At 69.3% G+C, this 20709-nt stretch carries 19 protein-coding genes; 9 read left to right on the forward strand and 10 right to left on the reverse strand.

Annotated features, from left to right (window positions below; genetic code table 11):
• Nucleotides 1-53: 53 nt before the first annotated feature.
• The gene (locus OG729_RS17150; protein WP_405806911.1) at nt 54-1247 is read right to left on the reverse strand and encodes an RtcB family protein; all 1194 of its coding nucleotides are present in this window, start codon (nt 1245-1247) and stop codon (nt 54-56) included.
• Between the two features lie 174 nt (nt 1248-1421).
• On the opposite strand from OG729_RS17150, the gene OG729_RS17155 reads away from it, so the two are divergent.
• The 3 genes from OG729_RS17155 (at nt 1422) to OG729_RS17165 (ending at nt 4599) form a co-directional block, all read left to right on the forward strand.
• A complete protein-coding gene (locus OG729_RS17155; protein ID WP_405806913.1) occupies nt 1422-2261 on the forward strand; it encodes a DUF3558 domain-containing protein in 840 nt (279 codons plus the stop codon).
• Nucleotides 2262-2392: 131 nt separating this feature from the next.
• Nucleotides 2393-3115 carry a DUF3558 family protein gene (locus OG729_RS17160; RefSeq protein ID WP_405806914.1) on the forward strand — a complete coding sequence of 241 codons (723 nt, stop codon included), beginning with the start codon at nt 2393-2395 and terminating at the stop codon, nt 3113-3115.
• 185 nt (nt 3116-3300) lie between these two features.
• A complete protein-coding gene (locus tag OG729_RS17165; protein WP_405806916.1) occupies nt 3301-4599 on the forward strand; it encodes a DUF2637 domain-containing protein in 1299 nt (432 codons plus the stop codon).
• A gap of 165 nt (nt 4600-4764) precedes the next feature.
• Here OG729_RS17165 and lysS read toward each other — a convergent pair whose 3' ends face one another.
• Entirely contained in the window at nt 4765-6519 is a 1755-nt protein-coding gene (gene lysS, locus OG729_RS17170) for a lysine--tRNA ligase (protein ID WP_360874428.1), read from the reverse strand.
• A gap of 167 nt (nt 6520-6686) precedes the next feature.
• On the opposite strand from lysS, the gene argS reads away from it, so the two are divergent.
• Complete coding sequence (gene argS / locus OG729_RS17175) at nt 6687-8456, forward strand: arginine--tRNA ligase (RefSeq protein ID WP_360874431.1); 1770 nt, start codon at nt 6687-6689, stop codon at nt 8454-8456.
• Nucleotides 8457-8511: 55 nt separating this feature from the next.
• Here argS and OG729_RS17180 read toward each other — a convergent pair whose 3' ends face one another.
• Nucleotides 8512-9756 carry a helix-turn-helix domain-containing protein gene (locus tag OG729_RS17180; RefSeq protein ID WP_405806917.1) on the reverse strand — a complete coding sequence of 415 codons (1245 nt, stop codon included), beginning with the start codon at nt 9754-9756 and terminating at the stop codon, nt 8512-8514.
• Nucleotides 9757-10046: 290 nt separating this feature from the next.
• On the opposite strand from OG729_RS17180, the gene OG729_RS17185 reads away from it, so the two are divergent.
• A complete protein-coding gene (locus OG729_RS17185; RefSeq protein WP_405806918.1) occupies nt 10047-10736 on the forward strand; it encodes a DUF4232 domain-containing protein in 690 nt (229 codons plus the stop codon).
• Nucleotides 10737-10754: 18 nt separating this feature from the next.
• On the opposite strand, the gene OG729_RS17190 is transcribed toward OG729_RS17185, so the two are convergent.
• The gene (locus OG729_RS17190) at nt 10755-11024 is read right to left on the reverse strand and encodes a DUF1876 domain-containing protein (RefSeq protein WP_360874440.1); all 270 of its coding nucleotides are present in this window, start codon (nt 11022-11024) and stop codon (nt 10755-10757) included.
• 51 nt (nt 11025-11075) lie between these two features.
• Nucleotides 11076-11474 (reverse strand): ATP-binding protein, encoded by a 399-nt coding sequence (locus OG729_RS17195; protein WP_405806919.1) that lies wholly within the window; start codon nt 11472-11474, stop codon nt 11076-11078.
• A 152-nt stretch (nt 11475-11626) separates the two neighbouring features.
• Between OG729_RS17195 and OG729_RS17200 the strand changes: the two genes are divergently transcribed.
• The 4 genes from OG729_RS17200 (at nt 11627) to OG729_RS17215 (ending at nt 14473) form a co-directional block, all read left to right on the forward strand.
• A complete protein-coding gene (locus tag OG729_RS17200) occupies nt 11627-12412 on the forward strand; it encodes a Scr1 family TA system antitoxin-like transcriptional regulator (protein WP_405806920.1) in 786 nt (261 codons plus the stop codon).
• Entirely contained in the window at nt 12409-12645 is a 237-nt protein-coding gene (locus OG729_RS17205; protein ID WP_405806922.1) for a DUF397 domain-containing protein, read from the forward strand. The genes OG729_RS17200 and OG729_RS17205 overlap by 4 nt, the downstream gene beginning before the upstream one ends.
• Before the next feature lie 36 nt (nt 12646-12681).
• Nucleotides 12682-13440: a DUF4253 domain-containing protein gene (locus tag OG729_RS17210; protein WP_360874449.1), complete on the forward strand. Its 759-nt coding sequence runs from the start codon at nt 12682-12684 to the stop codon at nt 13438-13440.
• Between the two features lie 133 nt (nt 13441-13573).
• On the forward strand, nt 13574-14473 hold the full coding sequence (locus tag OG729_RS17215) for a chitinase (RefSeq protein ID WP_405811158.1): 900 nt from the start codon (nt 13574-13576) through the stop codon (nt 14471-14473).
• Between the two features lie 60 nt (nt 14474-14533).
• Here the strand turns inward: OG729_RS17215 and hemB are convergent, their stop codons facing one another.
• From hemB to OG729_RS17240, 5 genes are all read right to left on the reverse strand, one after another.
• Entirely contained in the window at nt 14534-15523 is a 990-nt protein-coding gene (gene hemB / locus OG729_RS17220) for a porphobilinogen synthase (RefSeq protein ID WP_405806924.1), read from the reverse strand.
• A gap of 178 nt (nt 15524-15701) precedes the next feature.
• Entirely contained in the window at nt 15702-17369 is a 1668-nt protein-coding gene (locus OG729_RS17225; RefSeq protein ID WP_405806926.1) for a uroporphyrinogen-III synthase, read from the reverse strand.
• Nucleotides 17366-18325 (reverse strand): hydroxymethylbilane synthase, encoded by a 960-nt coding sequence (gene hemC / locus OG729_RS17230; RefSeq protein WP_405806927.1) that lies wholly within the window; start codon nt 18323-18325, stop codon nt 17366-17368. Before hemC ends, OG729_RS17225 begins: the two co-directional genes overlap by 4 nt.
• On the reverse strand, nt 18322-19983 hold the full coding sequence (locus tag OG729_RS17235; RefSeq protein ID WP_405806929.1) for a glutamyl-tRNA reductase: 1662 nt from the start codon (nt 19981-19983) through the stop codon (nt 18322-18324). The genes hemC and OG729_RS17235 overlap by 4 nt, the downstream gene beginning before the upstream one ends.
• Complete coding sequence (locus OG729_RS17240; protein ID WP_355838669.1) at nt 19980-20708, reverse strand: redox-sensing transcriptional repressor Rex; 729 nt, start codon at nt 20706-20708, stop codon at nt 19980-19982. The genes OG729_RS17235 and OG729_RS17240 overlap by 4 nt, the downstream gene beginning before the upstream one ends.
• Between the last annotated feature and the right edge of the window lies 1 nt (nt 20709).

Below are 20709 nucleotides of genomic sequence, written 5' to 3' on the forward strand. Positions count from 1 at the left end.
GCAGGCCCCAGACCTCGTCAGTCTGGGGCCCGTCGTTCCTGAAGAGCTGGAGTTCAGCCCTTTACGCAGACGACCTGCTTCAGCTTGGCGACCACCTCGACCAGGTCCTTCTGCTGATCGATGACCTTCTCGATCGGCTTGTACGCACCCGGGATCTCATCCACGACGCCGGAGTCCTTACGGCACTCCACACCCCGCGTCTGCTCCTCCAGATCCTTCGTCGAGAAACGCCGCTTCGCCGCGTTCCGGCTCATCTTCCGACCCGCCCCGTGCGAAGCCGAGTTGAAGGACGCCTCGTTCCCGAGCCCCTTCACGATGTACGAGCCGGTGCCCATCGAGCCCGGGATGATGCCGAAGTCCCCGCTGCCCGCCCGGATCGCTCCCTTGCGGGTCACCAGCAGGTCCATGCCTTCGTACCGCTCCTCCGCCACATAGTTGTGGTGGCAGGAGATGACCGGCTCGAAGGTCACCTTCGCCTTCTTGAACTCCTTGCGGACCACGTCCTGGAAGAGCCCCATCATGATCGCGCGGTTGTACTTCGCGTACTCCTGCGCCCAGAACAGATCGTTCCGGTACGCCGCCATCTGCGGGGTGTCCGCGATGAAGACCGCCAGATCCCTGTCGACCAGACCCTGGTTGTGCGGCAGCTTCTGGGCCTCGCCGATGTGGAAGTCCGCGAGCTCCTTGCCGATGTTCCGGGACCCGGAGTGCAGCATCAGCCAGACCGAACCCGACTCGTCGAGACAGAACTCGATGAAGTGATTTCCGGAACCGAGCGTTCCCATCTGCTTCGTCGCCCGCTCCTGACGGAACTTGACCGCATCGGCCGCCCCGTCGAACTGGCTCCAGAAGTCGTCCCATCCCGCCGCCGGAAATCCGTGCAGCAGCCCCGGGTCGACCGGATCGTCGTGCATCCCACGGCCGACCGGGATGGCCTGCTCGATCTTCGAGCGGAGGCGGGAAAGGTCGCCCGGCAGATCGTTCGCCGTCAGCGACGTCTTCACCGCCGACATGCCGCAGCCGATGTCGACGCCGACCGCCGCCGGGCAGACCGCGCCGTGCATCGCGATCACCGAGCCGACCGTTGCGCCCTTGCCGTAGTGGACGTCCGGCATCACGGCCAGGCCCTTGATCCACGGCAGCGTGGCGACGTTCTGCAGCTGCTGCATCGCACCGCCCTCCACCGTCGAAGGGTCGGTCCACATCCTGATCGGGACCTTGGCTCCCGGTACCTCTACGTACGACATACTTCCTCGATTCCCCCGAAACACCATCAAAAGCCTCAAAGCGCAAAAGCCGGTGCCAAGGTCAGTAAAAGGCTCAACGGACCGGCATCCACGGCTGCGTGTGCGATAGACATTGTGTCCATCGGCCGCCATCGAGCGGCAACCGTTTTTCGCTCGCGAAGGGAGCCTGGGACCGTGCAGCGAAGGGCGCGAAAGGCGTACGTACCCGGCCTGGCGGCGCTCCTTGTCGCTCTCGTCGCCGGCTGCACCGCCGACACCGGCACCGAGGGCTCCGCCATCGACTCCAAGACCGGCGGCACCAAGACCGCCGCCGCACCCCCGGGCAAGTACCGCACACTCCGCGAGCCCTGCGGCTCCATAGGGCGCTCCACCCTCAAGGATCTGCTGCCAGGCGCAGCCGAGCTGCCCGACGACCAGCAGCAGAAGATCTTCCGTGGGACCGCCGACGTCACCTACGACACCGACCGCCGCGTCGGCTGCAGCTGGAATGTCGACTCCCCGGACGCCTCCCATCACCTCACCCTGGACTTCGAGCGCGTCGTCTCGTACGACACGGCGGTCAGCGACGACGACCGCGCGCAGGAGGTCTTCGCCACCAAGCAGGCCGCGGCCTCGCTGCCCGCCCCCGCCGACACCGGCCCTGAGAAGGGCCAGGGGTCCTCGCCCTCCACCACGCCCTCGCAGTCGAAGCCACCGACCGGATCGGCGCCTCCCACGGGCACTCCGTCCGGGTCCGCCACACCGTCCGGCTCCGACCCCCTCGCCGGGCTCGAACCCCGCGTCCTCGACGGCCTCGGCGACGCCGCCTTCCTCAATGATGTCCTCGACGGCGCCGGGGCCGGATCCACCGCCCAGCGCCGCACCGTCAGCGTGGTCTTCCGCACATCCAACGTGATCGTGACCATCGTGTACGTCGAGCAGCCCGCCCGTACGACGGAGGTCCCGGACAGCAAGGAACTGCAGGAAAAGGCCCAGAGTCTGGCCGGCAGGCTCGCCGAGGAGTTCAGCGACTGAGGGGGCCGGCGGACGGGCCGTGCAATTGCGTGCGTATCCGGAGACACACTCGCGGACGTGCCGAGTCCGCGTACCGTGGCCTGGCCGACCGGAGAGACCGTACGACAATCGACTGATCGACTGAAGGAACCATGCACCGTTCAGCCCCGCGACTCACTCGCCTTCTCGCCTGCGCAGCCGTCCCGGTGATGCTCGTCGTCGCCGGCTGCTCGTCCGACTCCGACAGCGCCAAGAACTCGAGCACGGACTCGTCCTCCTCCGCCTCCTCCCAGAACGGCCAGAAGCCGGCGAAGGTCGAGCCCGCGAAGTACGCCAAGCTGCCCGACCCCTGCAAGTCGATCGCCACGAAGACGATCACGAACCTGGTGCCGGAGACGAAGGCCAAGACGGGCACGGCCGGCCGGTCCTCCGACACCACCAGCCGCGGCAGCTGCTCCTGGAACGGCCTGGACGACAACGGCGTCAAGGGCTCGCAGTACCGCTGGCTCGACATCTCCTTCCTCCGGTACGAGTCCGACGCCTCCCTCGGCGTCAGCGGCGAGAAGCGCGCCGAGGACAACTACGCCAAGGAGATCGCCAAGGCGCAGGCCACCGAGGGCGCGAAGAAGGTCCGTACGTCGCCCGCGGGCGGCGTCGGCGATGGGGCTACAGCGATCGGCTACGAGCTGAAGAAGACGGGCGAGGACTTCACCTACGCCACGATCGTCACGCGTACGGACAACATCGTGATCACCCTCACCTACAACGGCACGGGGTACGCGGGCGCCGATTCTCCGTCCTCCGCCGACCTGATGAAGGGCGCGGTGGCAGCGGCGAAGGAGGCTGTGGCCTCGGTCGGCGTCGCCAACAAGTAGGCGGCAAGGACCTGGCACGCAGGCACCGCGCAGACGGCACCTTGGCCGCGATCAGGTCACAGGACGGCCGCAAGTAGGTTCCGTTCACAGCCTGTTGACGGAGCCCGCCGCTCCCGGAGCGACGGGCTCCGCAAGCATGTGCCAGGCTGTGCCCCGCTGGATTCAATAACGGGAGGGGATCGCGGGTGGCCGCGATGCAGCTTTCACGCACGCACCGAATACTCATCGGGCTCGTTGTCACGGGCGCGGTGATCATCGCCGCGATCGGCTTCGCAGGGTCGTACGCCGCCGTACGCGAGCTCGCCGTGCGGAAGGGCTTCGGCGACTTCTCCCTGGTCTTCCCCATCGGCATCGACGCGGGCATCTGTGTGCTGCTCGCCCTCGACCTGCTGCTGACCTGGCTGCGCATCCCCTTTCCGCTGCTGCGCCAGACCGCCTGGCTGCTCACGGTCGCCACGATCGCCTTCAACGGCGCGGCGTCCTGGCCCGACCCGCTGGGCGTCGGCATGCACGCGGTCATCCCGGTGCTGTTCGTCGTCTCGGTCGAGGCGGCACGGCACGCGGTCGGCCGGATCGCGGACATCACGGCCGACAAGCACATGGAGGGCGTACGCCTCACCCGCTGGCTGCTGTCCCCCATACCCACGTTCAAGCTGTGGCGCCGGATGAAGCTGTGGGAACTGCGCAGCTACGAGCAGGTCATCAAGCTCGAGCAGGACAGGCTGATCTACCAGGCCCGCCTCCAGGCCCGCTTCGGGCGGTCGTGGCGGCGCAAGGCTCCGGTGGAGTCGCTGATGCCGCTGCGGCTTGCGAAGTACGGCGTACCGCTCGCGGAGACGGCCCCGGCGGGGCTGGCCGCGGCGGGCGTCGAGCCGGTGCTGCTGCCGCCGGCGCCGCAGCAGCAGCAGCAGCCCGAGCTGCCGCGGGGGCAGGAGTGGCCCGTGGAGACGTACGAGCAGTACGCGGAGCAGCCCGTGCCGCAGCCCCGGCCCGCCCAGAACGGGGTCGCGGATGGGCTCGCCGCTGAGGTCGTAAACGGCGTCACCAACCACGAGAGCCCCTGGTTCGCCGCGCCGCATGTGCCGCAGGAGGCGTATCAGGAGGCGTACGAGAGCGCCTTCAACCCGACGTACGTGGAGGGCCTGGAGCCCACCCCGGTCCGCGTACCCGCGGGCCCCGGCCGCACCCGCCCCCTCGGCGGAATGGTTCCCGGCCCACGCGTCGAGGTCCCCCAGCCCGAACCGGTGGACGTCCCCGGCACGCCGGGCCCGGCGGAGGACGAGGAATTCGCCGAGCTGGCCTACCCGGTCTTCCGGACGTACGTGGAGCAGCACGGGGACTTCCCCAGCGCCGATCAGCTCGACATCCACCTGAACGACGGGCATGGCGTACAGCACCCGCGCAGCTCGGCGTTGCTGCGGCGGCTGATCCCGGCGTTCAAGAACCGCTACCAGGCGGATCTTGAGGCGGAACACATCGCGTAGCCGGGCCGCGGCCCCTTCGTGGACTGGGGCTCCGCCCCCGTACCCCCGCTCCTCAATCGCCGGAGAGGCTTGATTTGCCCGGGCATATCAAGCCCGTCCGGCGATTGAGGACACTCCCGAAGGGCGTCCAGGGTCCGAAGCGGAGCCACGGCACCGGCGTGAGCCCTACGCGCCCAGCAGCTTCCGGACCCGGTCCGCCCCCACCGCCAGCAGCAGCGTCGGCAGCCGCGGCCCCGTGTCCTTGCCCACCAGCAGGTGGTACAGCAGCGCGAAGAACGACCGCTGCGCCGTCTTCAGCTCCGCCGTCGGCTTGGCGTCCGGCTCCAGGCCAGCCATCACCTTCGGCACGCCGTAGACCAGCGTCGTCAGACCGTCCAGGGACCAATGCGTGTCCAGCCCCTCGAGGAGCAGCCGCAGCGACTCCCGGCCCGCGTCGTCGAGCGAGCCCAGCAGCTCCGTGTCGGGCTCCGAGCGCACGACCGTCCGCGCCTCGGCCGGCACCTGCGTGGTGATCCAGTTCTCCGCGCGGTCCAGCCGCGGCCGCACCTCGTCCAGCGAGGACAGCGGGTTCGCCGGGTCCAGGTCGCTCAGGATCCGGATCGTCTGCTCGTCGTGCCCGGCCGTGATGTCGACGACCGACGCGAGCGTCCGGTACGGCAGCGGCCGCGGCGTACGCGGCAGCTCACCCGCCGCGGTCCGCACGGCCCGCGAGTACGCCGCCGCGTCCGCCGGCAGCGCGCTCCCGTCCGCGACCTTGGACTCCAGCTTGTCCCACTCGTCGTACAGCCGCTGGATCTCCTGGTCGAAGGCGATCTTGAAGGACTGGTTCGGGCGGCGCCGCGCGTATAGCCAGCGCAGCAGCGGCGCCTCCATGATCTTCAGCGCATCGGCCGGTGTCGGCACGCCACCCCGCGACGACGACATCTTCGCCATCCCGGAGATCCCGACGAACGCGTACATCGGACCGATCGGCTGCTCGCCGCCGAAGATCCCGACGATCTGCCCGCCGACCTGGAAGGACGACCCGGGCGAGGAGTGGTCGACACCCGAAGGCTCGAAGATGACGCCCTCGTACGCCCAGCGCATCGGCCAGTCGACCTTCCAGACCAGCTTGCCGCGGTTGAACTCGCTCAGCCGGACCGTCTCCGCGAAGCCGCACTCGGTGCAGCTGTACGTCAGCTCGGTGGTCTCGTCCTCGTACGCCGTGACCGTCGTCAGGTCCTTGTTGCAGTTGCCGCAGTAGGGCTTGTACGGGAAGTACCCGGCCGAGCTCGTGCCGTCGTCCTCGGCCGCCGCGCCTGAGCCCTCCGCGGCCTCCAGCTCGGCCTCGTCGACCGGCTTCTGCGACTTCTTCCCGCCCGGAGCCTTCTTCGTCCGGTACTGCGCCAGGATCGCGTCGATGTCCCCGCGGTGCTTCATCGCGTGCAGCACCTGCTCGCGGTACACACCCGAGGTGTACTGCTCGGTCTGGCTGATGCCGTCGTACTCGACGCCCAGCTCCGCCAGCGACTCGATCATCGCGGCCTTGAAGTGCTCGGCCCAGTTCGCGTACGGGGACCCCTTGGGCGCCGGCACCGAGGTCAGCGGCCGCCCGATGTGCTCGGCCCACGACTCGTCCACGCCCGCGACGCCCGCCGGCACCTTCCGGTACCGGTCGTAGTCGTCCCAGGAGATCAGGTGCCGGACCTTGTACCCACGCCGCCGGATCTCGTCCGCGACCAGGTGCGGGGTCATCACCTCACGGAGATTGCCCAGGTGGATGGGGCCGGAGGGGGAGAGTCCGGACGCGACGACAACCACCGGAGCGGTGGCGACTGAATGTTTCGCCCCAGGCGCACGTCGCTCCGATTCGGCGATGACATCGTCCGCGAAGCGGGAGACCCAGTCGGTCTCGGTGCTGCTCTGAGCCACGGTCGGCACGTCCTTCTTTCTCGAGAATCCTCGAAGCTTGGCGTAAGCCATTCTCCCAGACGGAACGAGGCCGTCCGAGGTTGCCCGTTTCCGGGGAGAAAACCTGGAGAGAGAGGCTGCTCGCCCATGGGACACTTGACAACCGATATAGCCCTCACCAACAGGAACGGAAGCTCATGGCCTCGGTCCCTTCCCTCGCTTCGACCGTGCAGCAGCGCCTCGCGGACGCCCTCTCGGCAGCCCTGCCGGAGGCCGGTTCCGTCGACCCCCTGCTGCGACGTAGCGACCGGGCCGACTTCCAGGCCAACGGCATCCTGGCGCTCGCCAAGAAGCTGAAGGGCAACCCGCGCGAGCTGGCGACCAAGGTCACCGACGCGCTCCCGGCCAATGACGTGATCAAGGAGATCGAGGTCTCGGGCCCCGGCTTCCTCAACATCACGATCACCGACGAGGCGATCGTGAAGACGCTGGCCGCCCGCGCCGCGGACGACCGCCTGGGCGTCCCGCTCGCCGAGAACCCCGGCACGACGGTCATCGACTACGCCCAGCCGAACGTCGCCAAGGAGATGCACGTCGGCCACCTGAGGTCCGCCGTGATCGGTGACGCGGTCGTGCAGATCTTGGAGTTCACGGGCGAGCAGGTCATCCGGCGGCACCACATCGGCGACTGGGGCACCCAGTTCGGCATGCTCATCCAGTATCTGATCGAGCACCCGCACGAGCTGGACCACAAGAGCGGCGAGGAGGTCTCCGGCGAGGAGGCCATGTCGAACCTCAACCAGCTCTACAAGGCAGCCCGTGTCGTCTTCGACTCCGACGAGGAGTTCAAGACCCGGGCGCGGCGCAGGGTGGTCGATCTCCAGGCGGGCGACCCGGAGACCGTCTCCCTGTGGCAGAAGTTCGTCGACGAGTCGAAGATCTACTTCAACTCGGTCTTCGAGAAGCTCGACATGGAGATCAACGACGCCGACGTCGTGGGCGAGTCCGGCTACAACCACATGCTGGACGAGACCTGCCGCCTCCTTGAGGAGTCGGGCGTCGCGGTCCGCTCCAACGGCGCGCTCTGCGTCTTCTTCGACGACGTCAAGGGCCCGGACGGCAACCCGACCCCGCTGATCGTCAAGAAGTCCGACGGCGGCTACGGCTACGCGGCGACCGACCTCTCCGCGATCCGCGACCGCGTGCAGAACCTGGGCGCGGACACCCTGCTGTACGTCGTGGACGCGCGGCAGTCCCTGCACTTCAAGATGGTCTTCGAGACCGCGCGCAGGGCCGGCTGGCTGAACGACAAGGTGCACGCCGCGCAACTGGCGTTCGGCACGGTGCTCGGCAAGGACGGCAAGCCGTTCAAGACCCGTGAGGGCGAGACGGTACGGCTGGTGGACCTGCTGGACGAGGCGATCGACCGCGCGACGGCCGTCGTGCGCGAGAAGGCCGAGAAGGTGGGCCTGACCGAGCAGGAGATCATCGAGAACGGGCGGTACGTGGGCATCGGCGCCGTGAAGTACGCCGACCTGTCCACCTCCGCCGTGCGCGACTACAAGTTCGACCTGGACCAGATGGTTTCGCTGAACGGCGACACGTCCGTCTATCTCCAGTACGCGTACGCCCGTATCCGGTCGATCTTCGGCAAGGCCGGCGACCAGAAGCCCGCGGCCCACCCGGAGCTCGAACTGGCCCCGGCGGAGCGGGCGCTGGCCCTGCACCTGGACCAGTTCGGGGAGATGCTGGCGGAGGTCGCCGAGTCGTACGAGCCGCACAAGCTGGCCGCGTACCTGTACCAGCTTGCGTCGCTCTACACGACGTTCTACGACCAGTGCCCGGTCATCAAGCCGGCACCCGCGCAGGAGGTGGCCGAGAACCGCCTCTTCCTGTGCGAGCTGACCGCGCGCACGCTCCACCAGGGCATGGCGCTCCTCGGCATCCGCACCCCCGAGCGTCTCTGACGTCTGAAGGGGGCCCTCACAGGCCCCCTTCAGACGCCCTCGCTCAGGAACTCGCTCAGGAAGAGGACTGCGCGACCCACTCGCTCCTGTCCGGCCAGTACCCGTACTCGGTCCGTCCCTTGGTCGCGCTCGTACGGAACGGCTTCCCACCGTCGTCGACGCGTACCGTCCCCCGCCGGTCCCCGCTGCTCCAGTCGAGCTCCAGGTACCAGCTGACGTCGTGTGCCTCGGTGTGCAGGTCGAGGTTGAGCACCTGCGGATCGTCGGACGCGACCTTGTACGGGAAGTCCTTGGCGGGCACGACGGTGTCGCCGTCCTGCCCCGCCACGGGCTTCACCAGCGGATGCGCGGCGTCCAGGTCGATGTCGAACGTCTGCGGGGTGACGCCGCCGCCGCAGCCGTCACCCATCGAGTACGCATCCCAGTCGAGGGGTTCGCTGCGCTCAACGACCCGTAGGTGCACGGCATTCAGCACCACCGAGTCCGCGGTCCTGCCCGTCGCGGTCAGCTGAAGCAGCATGTGGCCGCCGTCCACTCCGCCCAGCGCGCGGGCCCAGCTGCGGTGGTCCTGCGGCGCGGGCGGCGGCGGGACCGCTTGTGGGGCCTGGTCCAGAAGGTAGTACTGGCCGCAGGGCGAGTCCCAGTTGTACGAGCTGACGCCCACGCGCAGCGGTACGCCGACGGTCGCCGGCGGCGTCGTCGCGCGACTGGGCGACGGTGAAGCCGACGGGCTCCCGCTCGGCGACGTGCTCGGGGAAGGGCCGCCGCTCGGCGAGGTGCTCGCCGACGGGGACGGCACCGTGACCGTGGGCGCGCCGGCGACGGCTCCGGACTTCCCCTTGCTGTCGTGGTCCGGCCTGCCTGTGTAGGCCGCGACGAGCGCAGCCGGGAGGGCAAGGGCGACAACAGCGCCCGCGGCGAGGGTGATCCGCATCCGCTTGGGGTCGCGGGTGCGCGGCGCGGCCCCGGCATCCGGCACAGGCTCCGACGGAACCTCAGGTTCGGCCGGCACCTCGGCCGCCTCCGGCGCCGCCCCCTCGGCCCGCGCCCGGCGCCGCGCCCCGTCCGCCACGATCCAGCGCCGGTGCAGCTCCACGTGCTCGTCCGGCGTCGCCGCACACAGCCGCGCAAGCCGCTCCACGGGCGCGTAATCAGTGGGGACGGCGTCCCCGTTGCAGTACCGGTGCAGCGTGGACGTACTGACATGGAGCTTGCCCGCCAGCACGCCGTAGCTGCGTCCCGAGCGGTCCTTGAGTTCCCTGAGCAGGGCCGCGAACTCCTCGGCCTCTGGCGTCGCCACTGCGGTGTTCCCCCTCGTGAGCCCCGTGGACTGTCCCGGAACGCCGTTCCAGGGACGCGATGTCCCCCCAGGTCACAGTATGCGGAAGCGTTCCAGCATCCCCAATGGTTCAGGGGCTGTTGCGGCTCGAATCCGCCGCCGCCCAGTCTTTGATCAATGCGAAAACGCATCCGCAACGGCCTCGTCGATGCCGTGGCCGTGCTCGTACTGATCGCGGCCACCGCCACCGTCACAGCCCTCATCTGCCACTACTGATCCACCACAGATCGATACGGGGAGAACCGAACACCATGCGCAAGACCACCATCGCCGCCACCACTCTGCTGGCCGCCCTCTCGCTGAACGCCTGCCAGTCGTCCGACAACAGCCCCAGCAAGCCGGACGCGGCCGCCCCGTCCAGCCCCGCGGACATCCCCAAGACCCCCGCCGCGGACAAGAGCGGCAAGACCGCTCAGCCCTCGGCGGGCGCCAAGTCCACTCCCCAGGGCTCGGACAACGCAGGCGGCAACGGCAAGGCAGGCGAGAAGGGCAAGGCAGGGGACAGCGGCCCCGTCACCGCCGCCTGCATCGGCGCGAACACCAAGGTCACCGTCACCAGGGTGTCCCGCCCCATCAACCACCTGCTGCTCACCATGACCAACACGGGCTCGAAGGCGTGCAACGCCTACCACGCCCCGCTCCTGCGCTTCGACGACGCCCAGGCTGTCACCCAGATCATGGACGACAGCAAGCCGCAGACGGTCGTGACCCTCTCGCCCGGGGAGTCCGCGTACGCCTCCATCCTCCTGTCCAGCGGCGACGGCAGCGGCGGGGACGGCCGCACGGCGAAGAACCTCGGCGTCTTCTTCGCCCCGCGCAACGGATCAGGCTCGACCAACACCCCGCCCGACGAGCTGAAGCTCCCCGCGGGCACCCACATCGACGACAAGGCCGCCGTCAGCTACTGGCAGAGCACCATGGACGATGCGCTGACCTACTAGATCGCTCTTTCCTGGACCTCACTGCAGCGCGTGCGACGTCCTGCCCGAGGCTTCGTCGATCTCTACGTGTGCCTTCTGCAGCAGCTGCGACGCAATGTCCATGAGCGCCCGTGCGCCCGAGATCTCCTCGCCCACCCGCAACTGCTCCGGGTCTGAGTGATGACGCTGCGCGTTGCCGTGACCACGAATTTCCGTGCCGTCGCTGAGCCTCACCATGGCGGCGGCTCTGGTCCGGTCGCCGTCCTCTTTGAATTCCATCTCCACATGCCATCCGACGAGCGTCTGCATGGCGGATCACCTCCAGAGGTACCTCTCCAGAGTGCTCCGTCCGAGCTCAGATCACCACTGTCCGAACTCACACCACACGATCTTTCCGGGGTCGCGCCCGCCGACCCCCCACTTGTCGGCGAGCGCGTCGACGAGCACGAGCCCCCGCCCCGACTCTCCGTCCGGCTCCCGCACCCCGGGCCGCCCGCCGCCGCTGTCGTGCACCTCGACGCGCAGCAGGCCGTCCCCGTACAGCCACAGCCGCAGCCGGTAGCCGCGCCCCGGCGGGACGCCGTGCACGAGGGCATTGGTGGTCAGCTCGCTCACGCAGAGCAATACGTCGTCGATGCGTGAGCCGAGACCCCAGTCGGCCAGCACGGTTCGTACGAACTCCCTGGCAGCGGGGACAGAGCGCCGCTCACGGCGGTAGAACTGCTCGCGCAGACAGGGTTGTTGAATCACGTCATCCATGAGACGAGCGTCACTCCCCGTGACTACGGTGGTGCAGTACGCGAACCCGTACAAGAAATCCGTACGGGCCCGCAGGGCGTGACGTACGGACACGGGTGGGGAGTTGGACGTGTATGCACCCCAGAAAGCGGCAGCGGAAGAACGCGTCGGCGATGAAGCTCGTGGGCGCGCAGTTGGCCATGTTCCGGGAGTTCGCGGAGCTTACGCAGCGCGAACTGGCCGAGCGGGTCTGCGTGCACGAGGAGACGATCGCGTCGGTGGAGCAGGGCCGCCGCCCTCTGAAACCGGACCTGGCGAAGGCGCTGGACCGGGTTCTCGATACGAAGAGGGCGCTGGAAACGGCGGTGGACAACATGCCGGAGATTGATTTGATCCCGGCGTGGGCGGAGCAGTACATGGACATCGAGGCCGAGGCGATCGCGCTCTCGTGGTTCGAGAACCAGGTGTTGCCGGGTCTGCTCCAGACGAAGAGCTACGCCCGTGCGGTGTTCCGCACCAGGATCCCGGCCTTCCGCGAGGACGAGATCGATGCCCAGGTGGCGGCCCGGCTGGAACGCCAGGAGATCCTTCGCCGCAAGACGCCGCCGAACTTGAGCTTCATCCTTTCGGAGGCGATCGTGCGGGACCGCCTCGGTGGCGACGCGGTGTACAGGGAGATGCTGAGAAATCTCCGCACCTGTGCCGATCTCCCGGGCGTCACGATCCAGATCATGCCGCTCGGCCGCGAGACCCATGCCGGGCTCACCGGCCCGTTCATCCTGCTGGAAACGCCAGACCATCAGCACCTCGCCTACACGGAGACCCAGCGCGGCAGCCAACTGATCTCCGACCCGGACGAGGTCAGCATCCTGGCGCAGAAGTATGCGATGCTGCGAACGCAGGCCCTCAATCCCGAGGAAACGAAGGGCCTGTTGGACCGGCTTCTAGGAGACCAATGAGCACGGCACTTGAGTGGTTCAAGTCCAGCTACAGCGGCGAGGAAGGCGGCGCCTGCCTCGAAGTCGCCTACGCCTGGCGCAAGTCCACGTACAGCGGCAGCGAAGGCGGCGCCTGCGTCGAGGTCGCCGCGCACCCCGCCGCCGTCCACGTCCGGGACTCCAAGAACCCCGACGGCCCCATGCTCACCCTCACCCCCGCCACCTGGGCCGACTTCACCGCCACCCTGGTCTGAGCCCGATTGTCAGTGGCGACCCCTAAAGTCGCCTGCATGGTGATCAACCCGAACGCGCTCGGCCTGGACCTGCCGCCCGGTGCCATGCGCGTCCAGCCGTCCCTCTGGTACGCGAACGAGCCTGCACAGCTGAACACTTGGGCGCGCCTGCTCCCCGCCCGGGAGGCGTCCAGCATGCACCCGGTGCTGCTCGTCAACGACGAGGACCGCTCTCTCACCTGGGACCGGGACCTCGATCTCGACCGTGTGTCGCACCCGGACGACTACGACGTCGAAGAGGTCCTGACGTCCCTGTGGGACTACGACATGGCAGAGAACGAGGCCGAGGACGACGCGGACACCATCGCCCCGTTCACATCCGAGTGGCCGGGCCTCGCCCCCGCCGGCGAGCGGTTGGCCGACGCTGACGTCACGGCCGCCCGGGTCGCGGGCGAGCTGATGAAGGCGGGCCGGCTGCCCGGCGCCCGGGCCGGGCTGATTCCCGTACGCCGCAGCGCGGACATCCCCAGCGCGCTGGGCTGGACCGCCGCGGGCAACCACTACGACACGGGCCCGCTGTCCACCATCCTGCGTTCCTGGGAGGACCGCTTCGGACTACGCGTCGTCGCACTCCACTTCGACCGCCTGGACGTGTCCGTCGCAGCGCCGCCCAGCACGATGACGGATGCGCTCGCCGTCGCCGCCGAGCACCACGCCTTCTGCCCGGACAACGTCCGGCAGGGGTACGACACGATCCGCGAGTACGCGGCGGAGGGTGTGCTGGGGAAGCAGCACTGGACCTTCTGGTGGGACTGACGGAGGAACAGTTTTCGGCTGACCTTGAATCGCATTGGTCTATACCTTGACTCGATCACGTCAAGCGCGCTTGAGTGTGCGGCACAACCCCCCACCACGGCACGGCCGTTGCGTGCTAAGGAGTGATCGCGTGCTGAGACGACACCGCATCATGGCGTTGCTGATCGCCATCCTCGTAGGAAGCGGACTGGCGGCGGTCTTCATGCCCGCCGCCACCGCCGCCACCGCGGACGCCTGCGCGTCCGCGCCGAACTGGTCGGCCGGTACCTGGTACGGCACTGGCAACGTTGTCAAGTACACGGACGGCAAGTACTACATCGCGGAGCACGACAACCCGGGCTACGACCCGACCATCAGCACCTGGTACTGGGACCCGTACACCTGTAGCGGTGGCGGCGGGGACCCGTCCCCCTCGGGCTTCGTCGTGAGCGAGGCGCAGTTCAACCAGATGTTCCCGAGCCGGAATTCGTTCTACACGTACAGCGGGCTGACGGCCGCACTGAGCGCGTACCCGGGCTTCGCGAACACCGGCAGCGACACGGTGAAGAAGCAGGAGGCCGCGGCCTTCCTCGCGAACGTCAGCCATGAGACGGGCGGTCTGGTCTACGTCGTCGAGCAGAACCAGGCCAACTACCCGCACTACTGCGACTGGAGCCAGTCCTACGGCTGCCCGGCGGGCCAGGCGGCGTACTACGGCCGCGGGCCGATCCAGCTCAGCTGGAACTTCAACTACAAGGCCGCGGGCGACGCGCTCGGCATCGATCTGCTGAACAACCCCTGGCTTGTGCAGAACGACGCGGCGGTGGCCTGGAAGACCGGCCTCTGGTACTGGAACACCCAGAACGGGCCGGGCACGATGACGCCGCACAACGCCATGGTCAACCAGGCGGGCTTCGGCCAGACCATCCGCTCCATCAACGGCTCGCTGGAGTGCGACGGCAAGAACCCGGCGCAGGTGCAGAGCCGTGTCGACAGCTACACGCGGTTCACGCAGATCCTCGGCGTGCCGACAGGCTCCAACCTGTACTGCTGACACCCCCCACACAGGCTGCGGACCGGGAGCCTTCCCCGGTCCGCAGCCGCTTTATGTCTCTCAGAGCGTGCGCGCGACCTCGGTCGCCCAGTAGGTGAGGATCATCTGCGCACCGGCCCGCCGGATCCCGGTCAGGGTCTCCAGGATCGCCTTGTCCCGGTCGATCGAGCCCTTCTCTGCCGCGGCTTCGATCATCGCGTACTCACCGCTGATCTGGTAAGCGGCGACCGGCACGTCGACCGCGTCCGCGACCTTCGCCAGCACGTCGAGGTAGGGACCGGCGGGCTTGACCATCACCATGTCGGCGCCCTCTTCGAGGTCCAGCGCCAACTCCCGCAGGGACTCCCGGACGTTGGCCGGGTCCTGCTGGTAGGTCTTGCGGTCGCCCTCGAGGGAGGAGCCGACGGCCTCACGGAACGGCCCGTAGAAGGCCGACGAATACTTCGCCGTGTACGCGAGGATCGAGACGTCCTCGTGGCTCGTCTGGTCCAGCGCATCGCGGATGACGCCGACCTGGCCGTCCATCATCCCGCTGGGCCCCACCACATGGACGCCGGCGTCGGCCTGAACCTGGGCCATCTCGGCGTACCGCTCCAGCGTGGCGTCATTGTCGACGCGGCCGTCCGCGTCCAGCACGCCGCAGTGGCCGTGGTCCGTGTACTCGTCCAGGCACAGGTCGGACATGATGACGAGCTCGTCCCCGACCTCGGCCTTCACATCCCGGATGGCGACCTGCAGAATCCCGTCCGGGTCCGTGCCGGCGGTCCCGGCGGCGTCCTTCTTCGCGTCCTCCGGCACCCCGAACAGCATGATCCCGGCGACACCGGCCTCACGCGCCTCAACGGCGGCCTTCCGCAGGGTGTCCCGGGTGTGCTGCACGACGCCGGGCATCGCGGAGATGGGCACGGGCTCGCTGATGCCCTCCCGCACGAAGGCGGGGAGGATCAGATCGGCGGGGTGGAGCCGCGTCTCGGCGACCATGCGCCGCATCGCGGGGGTCGTGCGCAGCCGCCGCGGCCGCGCGCCGGGAAAGGATCCGTACGCAGTCATATGGGAACGGTACGCCCGTCCGGGGAGCGCACGTACCGACAGCCCGTCGGCGGGGGCGGGTCGCCTGCGGCGGTAACCGGGGCTCCGCCCCGGACCCTGCTCCTCAATCGCCGGAGGGGCTTGAAAATCAAGCCCGTCCGGCGATTGAGGACTGGGGGTCTGGGGGCGAAGCCCCCAGTTACGTCGTCCGCCTCCGCCGCCCCCCGGGACGGCGCTCGCTCGGCCGGGTCACATGCTCGCCCGCCTCCAGCGCCGCCACCCTCCGCCGCGCGCCGAATTCCGCGAGCGCCTCCGCGAGCTTGTGCACCGACGGCTCCGGCGACAGGACGTCCACCCGAAGCCCGTGCTCCTCCGCCGTCTTCGCGGTCGCGGGGCCGATGCACGCGATCACGGTCACGTTGTGCGGCTTGCCCGCGATCCCGACCAGGTTCCGGACCGTCGACGACGAGGTGAACAGAACGGCGTCGAACCCACCGCCCTTGATCGCCTCGCGCGTGTCCGCCGGCGGCGGCGACGCCCGCACGGTCCGGTAGGCCGTGACGTCGTCGACCTCCCAGCCGAGCTCGATGAGGCCCGCGACCAGCGTCTCGGTCGCGATGTCGGCCCGCGGCAGGAAGACCCGGTCTATCGGGTCGAAGACGGGGTCGTACGGCGGCCAGTCCTCCAGGAGACCGGCCGCGGACTGCTCGCCGCTCGGCACGAGGTCCGGCTTCACACCGAAGTCCACCAGCGCGGCCGCGGTCTGCTCACCCACCGCCGCGACCTTGATCCCCGCAAAGGCCCGCGCGTCGAGCCCGTACTCCTCGAACTTCTCGCGCACGGCCTTGACCGCGTTCACCGAGGTGAAGGCGATCCACTCGTAACGCCCGGTCACAAGGCCCTTGACCGCGCGTTCCATCTGCTGCGGCGTCCGCGGCGGCTCGACGGCGATCGTCGGAACCTCGTGCGGCACCGCGCCGTACGAACGAAGCTGGTCGGAGAGCGACGCCGCCTGCTCCTTGGTCCGCGGCACGAGCACCTTCCAGCCGAACAGCGGCTTGGACTCGAACCACGCGAGCTGGTCGCGCTGAGCAGCGGCGCTGCGCTCACCGACCACGGCTATGACGGGCTGGTGGCCGTCCGGCGACGGCAGCACCTTCGCCTGCTTCAGCGTCTGCGCGATCGTGCCGAGCGTCGCGGTCCAGGTGCGCTGGCGCGTCGTCGTACCGGCGACGGTGACCGTCAGCGGGGTGTCCGGCTTGCGGCCCGCGGCCACCAGCTCTCCCGCGGCCGCGGCGACCGTCTCCAGCGTCGTCGAGACGACGACCGTGCCGTCGCTCGCGCCGACCTCGGTCCAGCAACGCTCGCTCGCGGTGCGGGCGTCCACGAAACGGACGTCCGCACCCTGCGCGTCACGCAGCGGCACACCGGCGTACGCGGGCACACCGACCGCGGTCGCCACGCCCGGCACAACCTCGAAGGGAATTCCCTCCGCGGCGCACGCGAGCATCTCCTGACCTGCGTTGGTGTCCAGGCCGGGATCGCCGGTCACCGCACGGACGACCCGCTTGCCACTGCGCGCAGCCTCCATGACAAGATTGGCCGCATCCCTGAGGACGGGGATTCCGGCGGCTGTTGACGCGTCGTCAACAACCGTCAGTTCAGGCGTGCTTACACTCGCTCTCGCATGGCCGCGTACGACGTCGAGCACATCAGGCTCGGCGATCAGTACGTCCGCGCCCGCGAGCGCCTCGACGGCGCGCAGTGTCAGCAGTCCGGGGTCGCCGGGACCGGCGCCGAGGAAGGTGACGTGCCCGTGTGCCGAGAGCGTCGAGGATGCGTTGACGGTGGGACTGGTGGGGCTCAAAGTGCTCGCTCCCCCATAAGACCGGCCGCACCCTTGGCGAGCATCTCGGACGCGAGTTCGCGACCGAGCGCGATGGCGTCGCCGTGCGACGTGGGTACGGGACCGGTGGTGGACAGCTGCACCAGCGTGGAGCCGTCGGTCGTGCCGACGACGCCGCGCAGGCGCATTTCGGTGACAACCTGTCCGTCGGCCAGCAGGTCGGCCAGCGCACCCACAGGTGCGGAGCAGCCGGCCTCCAGGGCGGCGAGCAGGGAACGCTCGGCGGTCACGGCGACCCGGGTGTGCGGGTCGTCGAGCTCGGCGAGCGCGGCGGCGAGGTCCGCGTTGACCGCGGCACACTCGATCGCCAGTGCCCCCTGGCCGGGGGCGGGCAGGACGAAGTCGACCGACAGAAAGTCGGTGACCTCGTCGGTCCTGTTGAGGCGGCTGAGCCCGGCCGCGGCAAGCACCACGGCGTCCAGCTCCCCGCTGCGTACATATCCGATCCGGGTGTCTACGTTGCCGCGGATCGGTACGGTCTCTATGCGCAGGCCGTGCGTGCGGGCGTACGCATTGAGCTGCGCCATGCGGCGCGGCGAACCGGTACCGACGCGGGCGCCGTCGGGCAGCCGGTCGAACGTCAGTCCGTCGCGCGCCACCAGCGCGTCCCGGGGGTCCTCGCGCAGCGGCACGGCCGCCAGCGTGAGGTCGTCGGGCTGAGTGGTGGGCAGGTCCTTGAGTGAGTGCACGGCGAAGTCCACTTCACCGGCGATCACCGCGTCGCGCAGAGCGGTGACGAAGACGCCCGTGCCGCCTATCTGCGCGAGATGCTCACGGGAGGTGTCCCCGTACGTGGTGATCTCGACGAGCTCGACGGGGCGCCCGGTCAACTGGCGCACCGCCTGAGCCACTTGCCCGGACTGGGCCATGGCCAGCTTGCTGCGCCTGGTCCCGAGCCTCAGTGCCCTCTCGGTCATACTCGCCCTCGATTCGGGTCATTCATGTCGGCCCGGCTGACGGAGGCGACCGTCTCCGGGTCGAGGTCGAAGAGTGTCCGCAGCGCGTCGGCGTACCCGGCACCGCCGGGCTCGCTGGCCAGCTGCTTGACTCGCACGGTGGGCGCGTGCAGGAGCTTGTCGACGACGCGGCGCACGGTCTGGTTGATCTCGGCGCGCTGCTTCTCGTCGAGCCCGGTCAGCCGCCCTTCGAGGCGCGCCATCTCGCCCTCGACGACATCGGCGGCCATGGTGCGCAGCGCGACGACGGTCGGCGTGATGTGCGCGGCCCGCTGGGCGGCGCCGAATGCGGCGACCTCGTCGGAGACGATGCGGCGCACCTGGTCGACGTCGGCGGCCATCGGGGCGTCGGCGGATGCCTCGGCGAGCGATTCGATGTCGACGAGCCGCACTCCGGCGAGCCGGTGGACGGCACCGTCGATGTCCCGCGGCATGGCGAGGTCGAGCAGAGCCAGCCTCACCGCTCCACTGCGCGCCCCCCGCGCTCCGGGAGTGGGCCGGAGGCTCCGCTCCGCGTTGTCCACCCACGCCCCGTGCTGCGCAAGCTCATCAACATGCAGCTCGTCCAGCCCCACGGGGCAGCTCTCGCTTGCCGGCCCCGCCGGCGTCTGAGGCGCGGGGTTCGGGGCGGAGCCCCGACCAGTGCCCGCGTCGTCGTCGGTCAGCCCCGCCGACGCAGAGCGGTCGTGTACGCGTCCGTCCCGTGCCGCCGTCGCCGCCAGGCGGGCCACCAGGCTGCCGTCCGGGGCTCGCAGGTCGGCCCGGGGCGCGGGAGCGGGGACGGTGTGCTCAGCGAGCGCCGTCGCGACCGACTCGGCGGTCAGGACAAGACCCGTCGCTCCCGTGCACGACACCGCCACATCGGCACGTGTCAGTTCGTCGGCAAGGTCGGCCATCGACACCGCGCGCGCGGACACCCCGCCCGCCCCGTCCAGCACCGCGGCCAGCCGCTCCGCGCGCTCAAGGGTCCGGTTGGCGATGACAAGTTCACGTACACCCAGCCGCGCCAGCGTCGTCGCGGCGAGCGAGGACATCGAACCCGCGCCGATCACCAGCACCCGCTTGTCCGCCGCCCAGCCCGCAACCTCCGCGCCGTCCGCGAGCTGCTCCAGACCGAAGGTGACGAGCGACTGCCCGGCCCGGTCGATCCCGGTCTCGCTGTGCGCGCGCTTGCCGACCCGCAGCGCCTGCTGGAAGAGGTCGTTGATCAGCCGGCCCGCGGTGTGCAGCTCCTGCCCCAGCGCGAGCGCGTCCTTGATCTGCCCGAGGATCTGCCCCTCGCCGACGACCATGGAGTCGAGACCGCAGGCCACCGAGAAGAGGTGGTGGACGGCCCGGTCCTCGTAGTGGACGTACAGATAAGGAGTGAGCTCCTCTAGACCGACGCCGCTGTGCTGCGCGAGCAGGGTGGACAGCTCGGCGACACCCGCGTGGAACTTGTCCACGTCCGCGTACAGCTCGATGCGGTTGCACGTGGCCAGCACCGTCGCCTCGGTCGCGGGCTCCGCCGCCAGCGAGTCCTGCAACAGCTTGATCTGCGCGTCCGGGGACAGCGAGGCCCGCTCCAGCACGCTCACCGGCGCGCTGCGGTGGCTCAGTCCGACGACCAGAAGGCTCATGCCGGCATCACGGCGGGCATGTCCCCGTCCGGTCCCTTCCGGCCTGCCGCGGCCTCGGCCTCCTCGCCGGCCTTCCGCTGCTCGTGGAAGGCGAGGATCTGCAGCTCGATCGAGAGGTCGACCTTGCGCACATCGACGCCGTCGGGCACGGAGAGGACGGTGGGGGCGAAGTTGAGGATGGAGGTGACACCGGCCGCGATCAGCCGCTCGCACACCTGCTGCGCGGCGCCGGCGGGCGTCGAGATGACGCCGATCGACACTCCGTTGTCACTGATGATCTTCTCGAGCTCGTCGGTGTGCTGCACGGGAATGCCGGCCACCGGCTTTCCGGCCATGGCCGGGTCGGCGTCGATCAGCGCGGCGACCCGGAAACCACGGGAGGCGAAGCCGCCGTAGTTGGCGAGCGCGGCGCCGAGGTTACCGATGCCGACGATGACGACAGGCCAGTCCTGGGTGAGACCGAGCTCGCGGGAGATCTGGTAGACGAGATATTCCACGTCGTAGCCGACACCTCGCGTGCCGTACGAGCCCAGGTACGAGAAGTCCTTGCGCAGCTTCGCGGAGTTGACCCCGGCGGCGGCGGCGAGTTCCTCGGAGGAGACCGTCGGCACGGACCGCTCGGACAGCGCGGTCAGGGCGCGCAGGTACAGCGGAAGCCTGGCGACGGTGGCCTCGGGGATTCCTCGGCTTCGGGTCGCCGGTCGGTGATTTCGGCCAGTTGCCACG

Origin of the sequence: Streptomyces sp. NBC_00210, assembly GCF_045160975.1 — a bacterium.
GTDB lineage: Bacteria > Actinomycetota > Actinomycetes > Streptomycetales > Streptomycetaceae > Streptomyces.

What these genes read in the sequence shown, in the direction of transcription:
- hemC (WP_405806927.1), bottom strand. Translation starts at nt 18,325, where the DNA reads ATGACCGAGAGGGCACTGAGGCTCGGGACCAGGCGCAGCAAGCTGGCC.
- OG729_RS17150 (WP_405806911.1), bottom strand. Translation starts at nt 1,247, where the DNA reads ATGTCGTACGTAGAGGTACCGGGAGCCAAGGTCCCGATCAGGATGTGG.
- OG729_RS17200 (WP_405806920.1), top strand. Translation starts at nt 11,627, where the DNA reads ATGAAGCTCGTGGGCGCGCAGTTGGCCATGTTCCGGGAGTTCGCGGAG.
- OG729_RS17235 (WP_405806929.1), bottom strand. Translation starts at nt 19,983, where the DNA reads ATGAGCCTTCTGGTCGTCGGACTGAGCCACCGCAGCGCGCCGGTGAGC.
- OG729_RS17160 (WP_405806914.1), top strand. Translation starts at nt 2,393, where the DNA reads ATGCACCGTTCAGCCCCGCGACTCACTCGCCTTCTCGCCTGCGCAGCC.
- hemB (WP_405806924.1), bottom strand. Translation starts at nt 15,523, where the DNA reads ATGACTGCGTACGGATCCTTTCCCGGCGCGCGGCCGCGGCGGCTGCGC.
- OG729_RS17195 (WP_405806919.1), bottom strand. Translation starts at nt 11,474, where the DNA reads ATGGATGACGTGATTCAACAACCCTGTCTGCGCGAGCAGTTCTACCGC.
- OG729_RS17210 (WP_360874449.1), top strand. Translation starts at nt 12,682, where the DNA reads ATGGTGATCAACCCGAACGCGCTCGGCCTGGACCTGCCGCCCGGTGCC.
- OG729_RS17185 (WP_405806918.1), top strand. Translation starts at nt 10,047, where the DNA reads ATGCGCAAGACCACCATCGCCGCCACCACTCTGCTGGCCGCCCTCTCG.
- argS (WP_360874431.1), top strand. Translation starts at nt 6,687, where the DNA reads ATGGCCTCGGTCCCTTCCCTCGCTTCGACCGTGCAGCAGCGCCTCGCG.
- OG729_RS17190 (WP_360874440.1), bottom strand. Translation starts at nt 11,024, where the DNA reads ATGCAGACGCTCGTCGGATGGCATGTGGAGATGGAATTCAAAGAGGAC.
- OG729_RS17205 (WP_405806922.1), top strand. Translation starts at nt 12,409, where the DNA reads ATGAGCACGGCACTTGAGTGGTTCAAGTCCAGCTACAGCGGCGAGGAA.